Source organism: Chloroflexus aurantiacus J-10-fl (assembly GCF_000018865.1).
GTDB classification, from domain to species: Bacteria; Chloroflexota; Chloroflexia; order Chloroflexales; family Chloroflexaceae; genus Chloroflexus; species Chloroflexus aurantiacus.
Genome location: NC_010175.1, coordinates 1,538,421 through 1,554,340 on the forward strand (window position 1 = coordinate 1,538,421; position 15,920 = coordinate 1,554,340).

Annotated in this window: 12 protein-coding genes; 11 read left to right on the plus strand and 1 reads right to left on the minus strand. The window is 53.0% G+C overall.

What is annotated here, in order from left to right; translation table 11 throughout:
• Positions 1-386: 386 nt before the first annotated feature.
• The 11 genes from CAUR_RS05775 (at position 387) to CAUR_RS05825 (ending at position 15,060) form a co-directional block, all read left to right on the plus strand.
• The gene (locus CAUR_RS05775) at positions 387-1,613 is read left to right on the plus strand and encodes an ROK family transcriptional regulator (RefSeq protein ID WP_012256990.1); all 1,227 of its coding nucleotides are present in this window, start codon (positions 387-389) and stop codon (positions 1,611-1,613) included.
• Positions 1,606-2,775 carry an AGE family epimerase/isomerase gene (locus tag CAUR_RS05780; RefSeq protein ID WP_012256991.1) on the plus strand — a complete coding sequence of 390 codons (1,170 nt, stop codon included), beginning with the start codon at positions 1,606-1,608 and terminating at the stop codon, positions 2,773-2,775. The genes CAUR_RS05775 and CAUR_RS05780 overlap by 8 nt, the downstream gene beginning before the upstream one ends.
• Positions 2,772-4,301, plus strand: a complete 1,530-nt coding sequence (locus tag CAUR_RS05785) for a DUF4127 family protein (RefSeq protein ID WP_012256992.1) — start codon at positions 2,772-2,774, stop codon at positions 4,299-4,301. Before CAUR_RS05780 ends, CAUR_RS05785 begins: the two co-directional genes overlap by 4 nt.
• A gap of 65 nt (positions 4,302-4,366) precedes the next feature.
• Positions 4,367-5,764: an ABC transporter substrate-binding protein gene (locus CAUR_RS05790; RefSeq protein WP_012256993.1), complete on the plus strand. Its 1,398-nt coding sequence runs from the start codon at positions 4,367-4,369 to the stop codon at positions 5,762-5,764.
• A 70-nt stretch (positions 5,765-5,834) separates the two neighbouring features.
• Positions 5,835-6,713: a carbohydrate ABC transporter permease gene (locus CAUR_RS05795; protein ID WP_012256994.1), complete on the plus strand. Its 879-nt coding sequence runs from the start codon at positions 5,835-5,837 to the stop codon at positions 6,711-6,713.
• Positions 6,714-6,725: 12 nt separating this feature from the next.
• Complete coding sequence (locus CAUR_RS05800) at positions 6,726-7,592, plus strand: carbohydrate ABC transporter permease (RefSeq protein ID WP_012256995.1); 867 nt, start codon at positions 6,726-6,728, stop codon at positions 7,590-7,592.
• 72 nt (positions 7,593-7,664) lie between these two features.
• Positions 7,665-10,388, plus strand: coding sequence for a glycoside hydrolase family 38 N-terminal domain-containing protein (locus CAUR_RS05805; protein ID WP_012256996.1), 2,724 nt, complete (start codon positions 7,665-7,667; stop codon positions 10,386-10,388).
• The gene (locus tag CAUR_RS05810) at positions 10,388-11,935 is read left to right on the plus strand and encodes a glycoside hydrolase family 3 protein (protein WP_012256997.1); all 1,548 of its coding nucleotides are present in this window, start codon (positions 10,388-10,390) and stop codon (positions 11,933-11,935) included. Before CAUR_RS05805 ends, CAUR_RS05810 begins: the two co-directional genes overlap by 1 nt.
• Positions 11,932-12,966, plus strand: coding sequence for an SIS domain-containing protein (locus tag CAUR_RS05815; protein ID WP_012256998.1), 1,035 nt, complete (start codon positions 11,932-11,934; stop codon positions 12,964-12,966). The genes CAUR_RS05810 and CAUR_RS05815 overlap by 4 nt, the downstream gene beginning before the upstream one ends.
• 149 nt (positions 12,967-13,115) lie before the next feature.
• Positions 13,116-13,952 carry a PIG-L deacetylase family protein gene (locus CAUR_RS05820; RefSeq protein ID WP_012256999.1) on the plus strand — a complete coding sequence of 279 codons (837 nt, stop codon included), beginning with the start codon at positions 13,116-13,118 and terminating at the stop codon, positions 13,950-13,952.
• Between the two features lie 61 nt (positions 13,953-14,013).
• Positions 14,014-15,060 (plus strand): zinc-dependent alcohol dehydrogenase family protein, encoded by a 1,047-nt coding sequence (locus CAUR_RS05825; protein WP_012257000.1) that lies wholly within the window; start codon positions 14,014-14,016, stop codon positions 15,058-15,060.
• Here CAUR_RS05825 and CAUR_RS05830 read toward each other — a convergent pair.
• Positions 15,057-15,914 (minus strand): SDR family oxidoreductase, encoded by an 858-nt coding sequence (locus CAUR_RS05830; RefSeq protein ID WP_012257001.1) that lies wholly within the window; start codon positions 15,912-15,914, stop codon positions 15,057-15,059. The genes CAUR_RS05825 and CAUR_RS05830 overlap by 4 nt on opposite strands.
• Positions 15,915-15,920 lie beyond the last annotated feature (6 nt).

The window sequence follows — 15,920 nt, forward strand, 5'->3', positions numbered from 1 at the left end:
CTCGCAACAGCGTGTCCACTGATACATTCACACCAGCGCACGTTCAGACTACACCATGCCTGCCATCTCCAGTCAACTCCTCCCTTCAAAAGATCACGAGCCTGGCATCACAGTGGAAAACTTCATGTCAATCGCACGGTCGTGATTATCCTGAATCATTGTGCTTCAAAAATATTTGGAAGGAAAGAAGCATTCCTCCATTTCCAACATTCGTGAATAACAAGGGTGAGATCGTCCTGCGACGAATGACATCCATACATACCCAAACGGTATCTTAAGTGTCGCTCTCAATGCTGTGAGAATGGCCAGTTATCCTCTTGACAGGGTTTTATTTGCGTGCTACTATTTTGTTAGTTCATTGGACTATCTAATTAAGACGATCTGCTATGACAACTCTTGGCGAAAAAGCAACCCGTCAGCACACCCGGGACGTCAACTTACGTCTGGTATTGCGGCTTATCTACGAGCTAGGTGCGGTGAGCCGAGCTGACCTGGCACGTTTGACTAACTTGACGCGAACGACGGTTTCCGATGTTGTAGGAGAACTGATAGAACGTGGCTTAGTCATCGAGACCGGATTGGCGACAGGTGGAGGAATAGGGCGTACACCTATGCTCCTGAGCGTTGCTGAATGGTCACGACCGGTAGCAGCTATTAGTGTCAATGCTGACAGCGTCGAAGGGGCGCTGGTTAGTCTGCGAGGAAACGTAGGAAGGCGTATCAGCCGCTCGATTCAGGGGCAGACAGGTGCCGATGCACTAAACACCTTGCAAGAAACTCTTGACGAGCTGATTCAGACGGCAAACCAGCCACTTCTCGGCATTGGTGTAACCACTCCTGGCTTGATTAACGCCAGTTCGGGAATGATTGTCCGCGCAGTCGGACTGGAATGGGCCGATCTACCACTTGGTCAGTTACTCCATGAACGCTACGGCTTACCGGTGAAGGTGGTCAACGATAGTCAATGCCTGGCTTTAGCTGAGCATCTATTTGGTGAATGGCGAGGTGTAGCCAACTTGGTGGTCCTGAAGATTGGGAAAGGTGTAGGTGCCGGTATTGTGCTGAATGGTCAACTCTATGCTGGTGAAGGGTTTGGTGCTGGTGAAATTGGACACCTGGCCTTTACCGCGAACGGACTGCTTTGCAAGTGTGGAAATCGGGGGTGTCTTGAAACCGTGTTGGGAAGTGACGCCCTGTTACACCAGGCTCGAACAGCAATTGCTGCCAATCCAAATAGTATTCTCGCAGCATACGCCAGCGATCTATCACTCGGGCGGATTGCTGAAGGGGCAGCGATGGGCGACCCGGTTGCCCAGCACGTTATAACAACCGCTGCCGCAGCAACCGGCGCCGCAGTAGCTACCATTATCAGTCTGTTGTCGGTTCGTCATGTCTTGATTACGGGTCGGATTACCGCCTTCGGAGAAACGTTTGCTGAGTTAGTGCGTCGTGAAGTGGCACAGCGGGCACTACCAGCCCTGGTACGGGATACTGAGATCAGACTTGCGCCGGCACCGACCATTACGCCCCTCATTGGCGCAGCAGCCCCAGTCTTGACCGGGGAATTGGGTTTGATTCGTCTTCACCGTCGTGAGGAACACGTTGATGCTTGAAGCCTTCGCCAATCGTTATCGGATTGAACTGTCCGAGCGTGTCATTCCATTCTGGCTACGCCATTCGCTTGATCATCAGCATGGCGGTTATTTCAGCGCACTTGATCGTGACGGAACTGTCTACGATACCCGCAAGTATGTCTGGCTGCAAGGCCGGGCAATCTGGATGTTTAGCCGACTCTACAACACATTTGAGCCACGTCACGATTTTTTAGCCGCAGCAAGGCTGGGTGTCGAATTTCTCCGTCGTCATGCCCGTGATCGTGAAGGTCGAGTCTACTTTAGTCTGACTCGCGATGGTCAGCCGGTCTTTATGCAACGAAAACCGTATGCGGCTGTGTTCTACCAGATGGGATTAGCGGAATATGCACGTGCCACCGGTGATGATTCCTGTCTTGCTGAAGCGAGAGAGGTCTTCGCCTTGATTTGCCAATGGATCGCCAATCCCGGCCTATTAGGTCGTCCTTCGTTGCCGGGCATGCCGGTCGTGAGTCAGCTCACCGATCTGCTGGTTGTCGGCATGATGGCACTGGATATGTTCACGCTAACCGGCGAGCAGGAATACTCGACAGCGATTATTGAAACCATTGCAGGCATCGTTCGTCACTTTGACCCGGAACGTAACATTTACCGCGAACGCGTAGCACCTGATGGTTCAGTGCTGGAAGATAATCCAGATAGCCGACTATTTAATCCTGGTCATTCGCTAGAGACAGCATGGATAATGTTGCATCTTCTCGAATGGCAACCGGATCAGGCGCTCCGCAAGCAGGCTCTGGCAGCGATCCGCGGCTCGCTTGAACTGGGTTGGGATCAGACATACGGTGGCATCTTCTATTTCGTTGATCTGGCCGGTCGACCAACATTACAGATCGAGTCAACGATGAAGCTCTGGTGGCCACACGCAGAAGCAATATATGCGCTGGTGCTGGCAGCAACCATCACCGGTGATCGGCAATGGATCGAATGGCTGGAACGGATCGATGCCTATACCTTTCGGTACTTTGCCGATCCCGTCTACGGCGAATGGTTTGGCTATTGTGATCGGCGCGGCGAAGTAGCCTTGACCAGTAAGGGTGGCAATTACAAAGGCTTCTTCCACATGCCGCGCGCACTCCTCTTTAGCATACAGGCAATTGAGCGGGCAGGAGGAAAGGTGTGATACGGATTGGTTTAATCCCGCTCGATGAACGTCCGGCGAATACCCGCGATCCGAAACTGATTGCCGAGGCTGCCGGAATCAATCTGATCTTGCCACCATCCCACCTCCTGAGTCGCCAGCACCAACCTGGTAACTGTAGCGGATTGGCTGGGTGGTTGGAACAAGTCGCGCCAAAACTGGATGGGCTGATTGTCTCTTGTGAGCAACTCGGTTACGGCGGATTGATCGCCTCACGAACAACCGACGAACCGCCAGAGACAATCAGTCAGCGCTTGAGTGTACTTCGACGCATACGTGATCGCTTTCCCCACTTATACATCTACGGCTTTAATCTCATCACTCGTGTCTCCAATGCCAGTGATGCCAGCGAAGAGCCGGCGTATTGGGCCGAGTATGGCACAGCGATCTACCATTGGTCGCAAATCCTGGATCAGGTACATCAGGGGGCCCTGAGCAAGACGCGACGAGAAGAAGCTGAGCGGGCAATCCCTGCTACTTACCGCTCCGATGTTTTGCGGCGTCGATTGCGCAACCATCTTATCAACCTGACAGCACTCCAGTTGCTGAATGACGGTATCTTCGACCTGCTTGTCCTCAGTTCTGATGATACCAGTCCTTTTGGCTTACCCAGCCGTGAGAAACGCTGGTTACATACTTGGGCAGAGTTGCTCCCGCTTCAGGAGCGGTTGCTAATGTACCCTGGTGCAGATGAAGTAGGCAGCGTATTGACGATACGGATGGCATTGACGCATATCGGTTTGCATCCCGCGGTAAGTGTGCGTTACGCTCCACCGACCGATGCCATGAATATTGCAGCGTTTGAAGATGGGCCAATCCGTCTCACTGTGGAACGTCAGATTACCGCAGCCGGATGCCAGTTAATCGGCGTGCCCGAAATAGCGCGCATCTGGCTGGGTGTGAATGCACCAATAGCACGGCGCGCTGAATGGAATCCAGTGGATGGGCACCATGATCGCATGGCACGTCAGGCCGCAATAGAAAACTTGGTCACCAAAGCAGGTGAAGCATTGGTCGACGGCAAGACGGTTGCCTTTGCTGACGTTGCTTACCCAAATGGGGCAGATCCGTTGCTGATCGAGCTGATAACGACCCGGCTCGATCCCACGAAACTGGCAGCATATGGAGGTTGGAACACTGCCGGTAACACGATTGGCGGCGTTATCGCCCAGACCTGTGCGACACTGATTGGAGACCGGTCATGTCGTATTGCGCAAGAACGACTGTTGCTCCATCGCTTCATCGAAGATTACGGCTATCAGCACATCGTTCGTCGTGAAATCCGCGAATGGCTACAGACAACCTACAACCAGAACGAGCTTACTCCTGAATTACGTGGACTGGCTGCCACACGTGTAGAACAACGGCTCAATGAGATCGTGACGGCTTTGCCTGGTTTCGCCTATCGCTGGCGCATTCTACCCGGCAGCGTGCACTTTCCGTGGCAGCGCGTGTTTGAGATCGACTTCACACTCCAGTATCTACACGAGAAAGGAGGTGACAACTGACGTAAAGCCAGTTAATAACCCGATACACTTGCAACATTTAGTCTTCAGTGCAAAGGAGAAGTCTTATGCGTCGCATCTTTGCGCTACCGCTTGCGATTATTAGCCTGATCAGCCTCACCCTGAGTGCGTGTGGTTCATCAACCCCTCAGACTGCTCAACCACAAATCGTTACTCAAATCGTTCGGGAAACCCAAATTGTTGAAGTCGAAAAGACGGTTGAGGTCGTCGTCACACCAACACCTGGCCCCCATCCTGAAGCTGTCATCAGTGGGGTGGAAGAGGGAGCAGAAATTACCTTCTGGACATTCTACCTCTCACCAACATTTGATCAGTACATCAAAGACACCATAGCGCGTTTCAATGAAGCCTATCCGGGTGTTAAGGTCAGATGGGAAGACCGTCAGGCTACCTTGCAAGAAGAGTACCGCAACAGTCTAGCCGCCGGTAATGCCCCAGATGTCGTCAACATTCCAACCGATTGGGTTCTGGAGTTTGCCCAAAAAGGGCAGCTCTTGAATATGAGCGAAGCCTTACCGCCAGAGGTGCAGAAACAGTATTTTGAAGGTCTCTTCAATCAGGTTAATGTTGGCGGTGCCAGCTATCAGGTGCCGTGGTATCAGGCAGTCGATGGGTATCTGGTGAACAAGCAGCTCCTGACACAAGCCGGATTGACCATCGACGACCTACCCAAAACCTTCGACGAACAGAAAGAGTTCTGTGCCAGAGTGAAAGCCGCGACCGGCATTCCCTGTGGTCTGCGGCTAAATACCGGCAATTTGTTGCAGAGTATGGCCTACGAAGGCAATGTCACGATTATGGATGCCAATGGCCGTTTCGTCTTCGACTCGCCGGAAGCGGTAAGCTGGCTTCAGTACTACGTCGATATGATCAAGGACGAAACAACTGCGCGTGACATTCTCTTGCTCAACAGCAGTGACGACCGGATCGGTCTGGAGCGCTTCTCGGCAGGGCAAATGCCGTTTTACGTTACTGGTCCACAATTGATCCGATTGGTGCGTGAGAGCAATCCCGGATTATACGGCTATCTGGCAATGGTTCCCCGGGCAGTAGGGCGCTCTGGAAAGCTCCCGCCGGTCTCGATGTCAATTGTCGTATCGAAGAATACCAAGTATCCTCGTGCAGCGGCGGCACTGGCTGTGTTCTTCACCAATCCTCGGAGCATGCTTGAATTCTCGAAACTGGTGCAAATCTTTCCTTCCACTCCAGCCTCTTATGATGATCCCTTCTTCACACAGCCACCGGTCGCAATTGAAGATCAGATCCGGCCAATTGCGCGTGACATTATCGCACGGCAAAGCAATATTTTGCCCGAAATCCCGCGCTTGAACGAGGTGAATGAGATTGTACGTCAGGCGATTGAAGCAGCCATTTTCGGCGGTGTACCGGCAGAACAGGCGCTAAAAGATGCCGTTACGCAGGCGAATACGTTGATCGGAAAGTAGGGTTAACGACAGACCATCGTTTGCCCATTCAAACGGGGCGGTCGTTACCGCCCCGTTAATGGAGAAAGGTATGAAGGCACGAATATGGTCGCGGGTAACACCTTATCTCTTTTTGGCACCTGCTCTGATATTTATGAGTGTTTTTACGCTTTATCCGCTAGTGGCAGTAGGATACTACAGTTTCACTGAATACGACATTCTGCGCCCACCAACACCTGTAGGTTTTGCTAATTATCAACATTTGCTGAATGACAATGTTTTCTGGCTGTCATTGCGCAATTCGTTTGTATATCTCATCGTGACTCCGACCATTATTATACTGTCTATTGCCCTGGCGATAGCCCTAAACCGCAAATTACCCGGCATCAGTTTCTTTCGAACACTCTACTACATCCCGGTTATCACCGGTAGCGTAGCGATTGGCATCGCCTGGCAATTTCTCTTCAACGGCAGCGGTGGGCCAATTAACGGCTTATTGATCTGGTTGGGAGTGATCGAAAAACCGATTGTCTTTTTAACCGAGCCGGATTTTATCCTACCTATCGCAATGCTGATGACCATCTGGATGGGCGTTGGTTACTACATGGTGATCTTCTTGGCGGCATTACAAAATATTTCCGAAGATCTCTATGATGCAGCGCTCATTGATGGTTGTAATCGCTGGCAGAAACACTGGCATGTAAGTATTCCCGGTATTCGACCTGCTATAGTCTTCGTGGCTGTTATCTCCAGTCTAAGTGCGCTCAAAGTATTTGATGAGATTTATATCTTAACAAATGCTACTGGAGGTGTCCTTAATAGTGGATCAACGATAGTTTTCTATCTGTGGAAGCAAGCTTTTCGCCTGCAAAATGTTGGCTATGCTTCAGCAATAGCGATGGTTTTATTAATCATAACGCTGAGTTTTTCGATTATCAATGTTCGTCTGCTTGAGCAGCGTGATGATTAAGGAGTAGAGTCAATGGCAACTATAGCAAGATCACAAACACTTGCAAACCGTTCACGGATGACGCTCAGCAGTGCGGCTGGCTGGTATGTTGTATTAGGCATTGCCAGCGTTGTAACAATCTTTCCCTTCTTTTGGTTGGTGACAACGGCATTGAAAGGGCCAAATGATGCAGTGTTTAGCTTCCCACCACAATGGATTCCTTATGAGCCAACGTTACATAATTTTACTCGTGTCTGGCAACAAATTACTGTCTGGCGCTTTTTTCTGAATAGTCTATTTGTCGCAACCTGCACCGTGATCTTGAATGTTACCGTCTCGGCATTGGCTGCATATCCTCTGGCCAAGATGCGGTTTCCAGGACGTGAATTAATCTTTTACAGTCTGTTAGCAACGTTGATCGTGCCTCTCGAACTCACTTATGTGCCCGGCTATATCCTGGCAGTACGGGTCTTTCGTTATGATGACACCCTTTGGAGTTTGATATTTCCTAACGTCTTCAGTGCCTTCAATATCTTTTTGCTGCGTCAAGCGTTTCAAGCTGTACCAAATGATCTCATCGATGCAGCACGGATTGATGGTGCTAGCGAATTACGAATCTGGGCACAAATCGTTTTGCCTACAGTTCGTCCGTCACTGGCAACGGCGGCTGTGTTCACGGGTGTCACCTCGTGGAACGCACTCCTCTGGCCGTCACTGATGCTGCGGACGCGCGAGATATATACGTTACCGGTTGGTTTGAACACCCTGCGAGGAATGTTTTCTGCAGATTTTCGGCTCATTGCTGCCGGAACAATTATTGCAATCATTCCCATATTGATTGGGTTCATCTTTGCCCAACGCTACTTTGTCAGTGGTCTGAGCGGCGCAGTTAAGGGATAATAATATCAGGTTCTGTCAAACCCCTGTTGAATAGCAATAGCTCATCGTGTCTTGAAGGAATGGAGATCATCGATGGCGTGCCGCCGTGCTCATTATGTGCTCAGTACCCACTGGGATCGTGAGTGGTACCGTCCATTTCAACATTTTCGCTATGCGTTGGTAGCATTGCTCGATACTGTGCTCGATGGCTTGAATAACGGTGCTTTGCCTGGCCCATTTACCACGGATGGTCAGGCCGTTCTCCTGGAAGATTATCTCGAAGTGCGACCGGAGCGTCGGGAACAGATTGTCACATTAGCCGCTAACGGTAAACTGGTGATAGGCCCGTGGTATGTAGCTCCCGATGAGTTTCTAAGTGGTGGTGAAGCGTTGATTCGTAATCTGCGGCGCGGTGCTCACGTTGCCCGACAGTTGGGCGGGCAGCCATCACGGGCTGGGCTGGTATGCGATCAGTTTGGGCATATTGGTCAGTTACCTCAGTTACTGGCCGGGTTTGGGATACACGGGATTCTCCTTTGGCGTGGTACAAACGAGCAAGCCCGCCACTTTCGCTGGTACGGTAGTGATGGCACGATGATGCCGGTCTATCGTTTTGGCCGTGTCGGGTATTGTAGTTTTGCCTTCGATGTTCGTCGTGCTGATTTATCCGGCTCTTCGCCTACCCGATCGGAACTTACTGCAAATCTGGCGGCATTTATTGCTGCTGAAGCTGCCGCTACGTCATTACCATCCATTCTCCTCTTTGATGGTGGTGATCATCTGGCCTGGGATCCACAAGTAACTGAGGTATTGCAATCGTATGCCGCAGATCCTGCTGCACCGGTTGAGATCGTTTTCAGCGATCTTGACTCCTACCTTGATGATATTCTGCCACACGTTGATATGATTACTACCGAAGCCCGTGGTGAACTACGTGAACCAGCTCTGCCACCTCGTGCTGAAAATGAACAATACCTGATACCTGGGGTCTTGAGTAGTCGGATCGATTTGAAGCTGGCAAACGCAGCCTGTGAGCAGTTGTTAACTCAATGGGTTGAACCCTTTACCGCCTGGGCACACCTGGTAGCCGGAGCACCGGACGAAGCGGCATTTCTGGATGAGGGATGGCGCTGGTTGCTACTAAATCATCCACACGACTCGCTGGGTGGATGCAGTATCGATCTGGTGCATCGGGATATGCGCTACCGCTATAGCCAGTGCCGGCAAATTGGTGAACTTCTTACAGCCCAGGCTTTACAACGATTAGCCGCAGCCGTTGCTGACTCAGATTCCAATCAGGGCCGACGTTTAGTCGTCTTTAACCCATTACCTGTATCCGTTCAAGAGACTGTTGAATTAACTATCGAGCTACCCCCAGATTGGCCTGCTTTTGCCGAGTTCTTTGGTTTTGAGTCATTACCGGCGTTCCGTATCTATGATGCGGACGGACACGAAATTCCTTATCAACGACTTGCTCAGCACCGCCAGCGAACGCGCTTCACCTGCTTCCCCCACACCTTTCCCGATGTCTATCAGGTCGATGAAGTGAAAGTGAGTCTCCCTCTCTCGCTCCCGCCGTTGGGTTACACTACACTGACGGTTCAGCCGGGGGATCTCGATCCACTGCCCGCCCATCCGGCCCGGCGAACACCCGCACAACCTATCCGCTATCCAGGACAGGGCATGCTGATTGGTGAACGTCGCATAAGTAATGGGCGCTTGACGGTCGAGGTGGCTCACGATGGCACTCTGACAATTCATGATTTGGTTCACGGGCAAGAATACCAGGGATTACTTGAGCTAAGTGATGACGCCGACATTGGTGATGGCTGGTACCACGGTCCGGCCCTGGCCGGTAACCCAACAGTGAGTAGCACCATGCTCAGTGTGAGCGTCATTCATAATGGTCCCTTTCTGACGACTCTGCGTGTTCAACGACAACTGCTCGTACCGGCCAACTTTGATTTTAACCTGATGCAGCGAGCCACTCATCTGGTTGAGTTACCGGTAACCATCGATCTGAGTTTACGCCCTGAGAGCGACCGTCTCGAAATTCAGCTCTACCTCTGTAATACAGCCGCCGATCATCGCTTGCGGCTCCTGTTCCCAACCCATGCCCCGGCAACAACCTATCTGGCGGATGGGGCATTTGATGTTGTTGAACGGGCAATTTCGTTACGACCCGATAACTACCGCTATCGTGAACTCGAAGTAGAAACTCGCCCCCAGCGCAGTTGGACGGCAGTGTTTGCAGACGGACGAGGACTGGCATTGATTGCACCGGGTTTGCTGGAAACAGCGGTGCTTGATCGTCCTGATCGAGCGATTGCTCTGACGCTTTTACGGAGCACTCGTCGTACAGTCTTCACCGATGGCGAACCTGATGGATTACTGCTCAACACAGAACTTCATTACCGCATGTGGTTACTCCCGTTAAGTGCTACACCTGATCGAGCACGCCTCAACCTCCTTGCCCAGCAGTTGGCAGGTGGGATTCAATCAGTGCATTGTCGTCAACCAGACTATGGTCGACTCCCCCGCACTGCCAGCCTGCTCGTACTTGAAGGTCCGCTGACGTTAAGTTGTCTCAGACTGGCAGCAACACGCAGAATAGAAGTACGGGTGTTTAATCCGTATGAAACTCCTGAGTCTGGTAAACTCCACCTGGCATTGCCTGTTGAGGCAGCCCAACCGATCACGTTAGCTGGAGAAGCATTAGCCCCGCCGCAACCCTTGACAGATCGAACCTTACACATTCATTGTGGACCAAAGGAAATTCAAAGCTGGTGGTTCATCATTGGTGAGGAGGCGACCTAATGAATGCATTGAGTGAACAACTACTAATCTGGTTCGCCGGTGATGAAGTACCATCACATCTGCCGGACCTGATCTTCAACCATCGCGTTGCCGGTGTGACGCTCTATCGCCACCTCAATGGCGCATCACCAGCCCGTATCCGTGCATTAACCGCGCATTTACAGCAACTGGCAGCAGCCTCGGGCTACGGTCCTCTCTTAATCGGTGCCGATCAGGAGGGTGGTCAATTGCAAGCCTTACCGGGATTAACCGCTTTTCCCGGTGCAATGGCATTAGGAGCAACCCAATCGCCAGCTTTGGCCTTTCGTGTTGGCAGTGCAATCGGGGCGGAACTGGCAGCACTTGGGGTTAACCTGGTCTATGCCCCGGTTTGTGATGTTAATACGAACCCACAAAACCCGGTCATCGGGATCCGTGCCTTTGGCGATGACCCCAAGATCGTCGGAGTACTGGCTGCGGCAATGATTGCCGGCCTGCAGCAGCATGGAGTTGCCGCAACAGCCAAGCACTTTCCCGGCCACGGAGATACGTTTGGTGATAGTCATTATGGTCTGGTTAGGGTTAATCACGATTACGAACGATTACAGCACGTAGAATGGTTGCCATTTTCGGCGGCTATCGAGGCTGGTGTTCAGGCAGTGATGGTTGGACATCTGGCTGTACCTGCATTGCAGGCAGCGGATCGCCCTGCCACCCGCGCACCACAGGTCATAGCGCATCTGCGGCATCACCTCGGATTCAGAGGTGTTACGATTAGCGATGCACTCGACATGAAAGCCTTTGCACCTGACGATGGATATGCCAGAGCTTTGTCGGAAGCAGTTCATGCAGGTATCGATCTGCTCTTGCTCGGTGCAGGAAATGATCTGGAGCAGACAATAAAGTTTCTCAGTACAATTGATAGAAACACTAAAAGTACTATTTCCAGCCAGCGCATTGCGGCGCTGCGCCAATGGCTGCGGAATCGTCCTCAACCAGATCTATCAGTTGTCGGATGTGCAGCTCATCACGCGCTGGCAGATGAGGTGGCGCAGCGCGCATTAACCCTGGTGCGCAATCAGGAAGGCTTATTACCACTACAATTATCAACAACAGCCCGTGTCGTGGTAATCATGCCGCAACCCGTTGATCTTACCCCTGCCGACACATCAGCAAGTGAACGGCCTGCACTTGCCGAGGCGATCCTTTCTTGCCATTCTTATGTTCAGTCCTTCATTATCGATATTGATCCCTCTCCAGCCAGCATTGCCGATATTCTAGCTGCTCTCGCCGAAGCCGATCTGGTGATCATAGGAACAATCAACGCCCAAACGTATCGTGGTCAGGCTTCGCTCGTACACGAGATCTTTCAAAGAGGCATTCCCCTGATTACCGTAGCATTACGTCTCCCCACCGATTTGCTCGCCTACCCGGAAGTGTCAACGCATCTCTGTACTTATAGTTTGCAACCGGTAGCCTTGAAAGCACTTGCTGCTGGCCTATGGGGTGAAATTCCATTCCAGGGTAAGCTACCATTACGAGTATTGTCTGAGGAATTTAATGTATGACCATTCAACACGAAATTTACGCACAACCCACAGTTATTAGTGAACTACTTGAACATGGGTTGGTACAGGCATACCAATTGGCCGCTAAAATTCGCAAGCATGATATCCGTTATGTGTATGCAGCCGGTCGGGGAACTTCTGAACATGCCAGTATTTACGGTCAGTATTTGTTCGGGACGCTCAATCGGTTACCGGTAGCGCTAGCTGCGCCATCACTTTTCACTATCTATCAGCAGCCACCAAACCTGCGCCACGCATTAGTTATCGGCGTTTCGCAATCGGGGCAATCTCCAGACATTCTGGCAGTGATTGATGAAGCACAACGGCAAGGGGCTCTCACGCTGGCTATAACCAACGATCCAGCTTCGCCATTGGCTCAGCACGCTGCCCTCCACTTCGACATCGCTGCCGGCCCAGAGTTAGCAGTAGCCGCGACGAAAACCTACACGGCTCAACTGACCGCTTTCGCATTGCTGGCAATAGCGCTGGCCGATGATCAGGCAAGATTAACTGAATTGCGCCGACTTCCTGTAGCACTTACTGAAGCCTTGCAACTCGAAGAAGTTGTAGCAACTGCTGCCAGCCATTTTCGCACGATGTCATACTGTGTAGTACTTGGTCGTGGATTTCAACTGGCAACTGCTCTGGAATGGTCGCTGAAACTGAAAGAGATGGCCTATGTCGTAGCCGAACGCTACTCTACCGCCGAGTTTCAACACGGCCCAATTGCTCTGATCGAGCCAGGGTTTCCAGTGCTAGCTGTGGCTACCCGCGATGCTGGCAGTATGTACATCGCCAATCTGCTCGACCGCTTACGAGCCGCTGGCGCTGAATTGCTCGTACTCAGTGATGATCGCACACTCTTTGCGCACGGTGTTACCGGCTTGCTCATACCCGCAGGTATTCCCGACTGGTTAACCCCCATCGTTACCATCGTTCCGGCACAACTATTCTGTTACCATCTAGCCCTGGCACGAGGCGTCGATCCGTTGCATCCCCGCGGGTTACGAAAAATAACACGCACCCACTGATATGATGAGCCTGGATTGGCACCTGCCTGATTGCAACTTATTCATCGTCAGCTCATGATGAAACTGCTAAAAGCACGAAAGCGTCTATCATGCGCAGCAGCTTATCAGCTATGCTGCCAGCATTTCAGGCGTGAAAGGTCATTTCAGCCATGATTGTCTCGCATCTCGCCAATCTTCAGCGTTCGTATCACCATATTGTGCTTTCACCTCATCTCGATGACGCTGCCCTCTCCTGTGGCGGTTCACTGGCCGCCGCTGTGGCTGCCGGCGAACCGGTGTTGGTGGTGACGATCTGTACCGCAACGCCACCCACTGATATGCAATTTAGTGCGCTGGCCCAACAATTTCATGCTGATTGGGGGTTGTCACCGACGATGGTAATGCAGACCCGCTGCCGCGAAGAGGAGACAGCGCTGTCGATATTGGGGGCCGATGGGGTGTGGGTCGGTGCGCTTGATGCCATCTACCGGATGCCAGAGGTGTACAACAGTCGTGCAGCTCTCTTCGGCGAGCCGGCTGCTGGTGATCCGCTGTTCACCACTCTTCACGATCTGTGTCACCAGCTTCGCCACCGGTTTCCCCACGCTACCGTCTACGCCCCCTTGGGTGTGGGGAATCACGTCGATCACCAATTGACCTGTCTGGCTGCGGCGACGATAGAGGGTCCGGTGATGTGGTACGAGGATTTTCCCTACGTGGTGCGCCCCGGTGCACTTGAACAACGACTGGACATCCTCGATTGGCCATTGCGCCCGTTGGTTCGGACTATTGACGAACGAATGACGACACGTCTGGCTGCCATTACGGCGTATGCCAGTCAACTGGCCGAACTGAGCCGTAGTCAGTTAGGCCATCCGATCGCGAATGGTGAGGCAGTTGATGTGATGGCCGATGCCGTGCGCACGTATGCCCGACAGGTTGCACCGCCGGGTACGCTCTACGGTGAACGCTTTTGGGTGCGTAGTGGAGACTGTCGGTATACATAGCAAGATGTGCTAGCATGGGTGAGAGCGAACAAACATTCACCTGCTACGTAAGGAGACTCCCATGCGCGCCGTCTATTATGAAGCGTTTGGTCAGATGCCATGGATCGCCACGCTGCCCGATCCAGCCCCAACGCCAGATGGTGTCGTGCTCGCAGTACGCGCTACCGGCCTGTGTCGTAGCGACTGGCATGGCTGGATGGGGCATGATCCCGATATTAAGCTGCCGCATGTGCCAGGCCACGAACTGGCCGGCGAGATTGTTGCCGTCGGATCACAGGTTCGGCGCTGGCGAATCGGTGATCGGGTCACTGTTCCCTTCGTGTGTGCCTGTGGTTTTTGCCCTCAGTGTCAGGCCGGTCAGCAACAGGTGTGTGACAACCAGTTTCAACCGGGATTCACGCATTGGGGATCGTTTGCTGAATACGTTGCCATTGATCGCGCCGATCTGAATCTGGTGCGCTTGCCTGCCGATATGAGCTTCACGACTGCCGCCAGTCTGGGGTGTCGTTTTGCAACTGCCTTTCGCGCCGTCGTTGATTTGGGCCAGGTACGTGGAGGCGAGTGGGTGGCGGTTTACGGGTGTGGTGGCGTTGGTCTCTCGGCGATTATGTTAGCCTCTGCCCTCGGTGGACAGGTGATCGGAATCGATATTAACCTGGAACGGCTGGCACTGGCTCGGGCGGTAGGGGCAACGGCGGTGATTGATGCCACTACCGAACCGGATGTGGTAAGCGTGGTTCGCGATCTCAGCCGCGGTGGGGTACACCTCGCGATTGATGCGTTGGGTAGTCCTATGACCTGCGCCAATGCCATTGCCAGTCTGCGGAAGCGCGGGCGCCATGTGCAGGTTGGTCTGCTGCTGGCCGACCAACGGATGCCTCCGTTGCCGATGGATATCGTGGTTGCGCGTGAGTTGACGATTATGGGAAGCCATGGGATGCAGGCTTACCGCTATGATGCGATGCTCGACCTCATCCAGTCTGGCAAAGTACAACCGCAGCGCCTGATTGGCCGCACGATTAGCCTGAGTGAAGCACCGGCGGCGCTGGTCGATCTCGATAGTTTCCGTGGTTCTGGGGTGACGGTGATTACAGAGTTTCAGGGTTAGAGCCGACCAGGCGACTGTAACACTTCGCGCGCTCCCCGCAGGCGAAAACCGAGCTGACGCGCCCGGCTGATGTCGAGCGCGCAGTTGCGTGGTCGTGGTGTTGGACTCTCGGCACTCCAGGCACCACGTATGAGACCTGGATCGAGACCGTAAGCCTGCGCCAGCAGGCAGCCCCACTCATAGCGGCTGAGTATCTCGGCGCCGGCAAGGTTGATCACTCCACGGTAATCCCGCTGCGCCAGATCGATCAGGGCTACGGCCAGATCATCAACAAAGATCGGACAACGGAACTCATCACGAAACAACCGTTCCGGGCGCTCTCCGCGTGCCACGGCCAGAGCAAAAGCCGTATGGCGATCCATCGGCTCAAAACCGTAAATGAGCGACGTGCGCACAATGGCTGCCGCCGGATATGCTGCCTGCACCAACGCTTCAGCCCGCGCTTTTGCGCGACCATAATCGGTGATTGGATTGGGCGGATCATCTTCTGTGTATGGTTCGCCCTTTTCTCCGTCAAAAATGACATCGCTCGACATATGGATCAGGCGGGCGCCAATCTGGGCAGCAGCCACGGCCACGTGGCCGGCACCCTCCCCGGTTACCGCCATCAAGTCGGGATCGTATTGGCGGAATGCGGTATGGACAATCACGGTCGGCTGCACCTCGCGGATCAATGCCATAACCGCCGCTGCGTCGCGGAGATCGAGGGGATGCCAGGCAACCTCTGCCAGCGCTGGCGGAGTCTGCGAGTGAAAGGTAGCAGCAATCTGCACACCCAGACAACGGGCGTGACGGATCAACGCCTGCCCCAGGTACCCTGTACCACCGGTGATCAGATACCGTTCGCCATTCATCGTGGT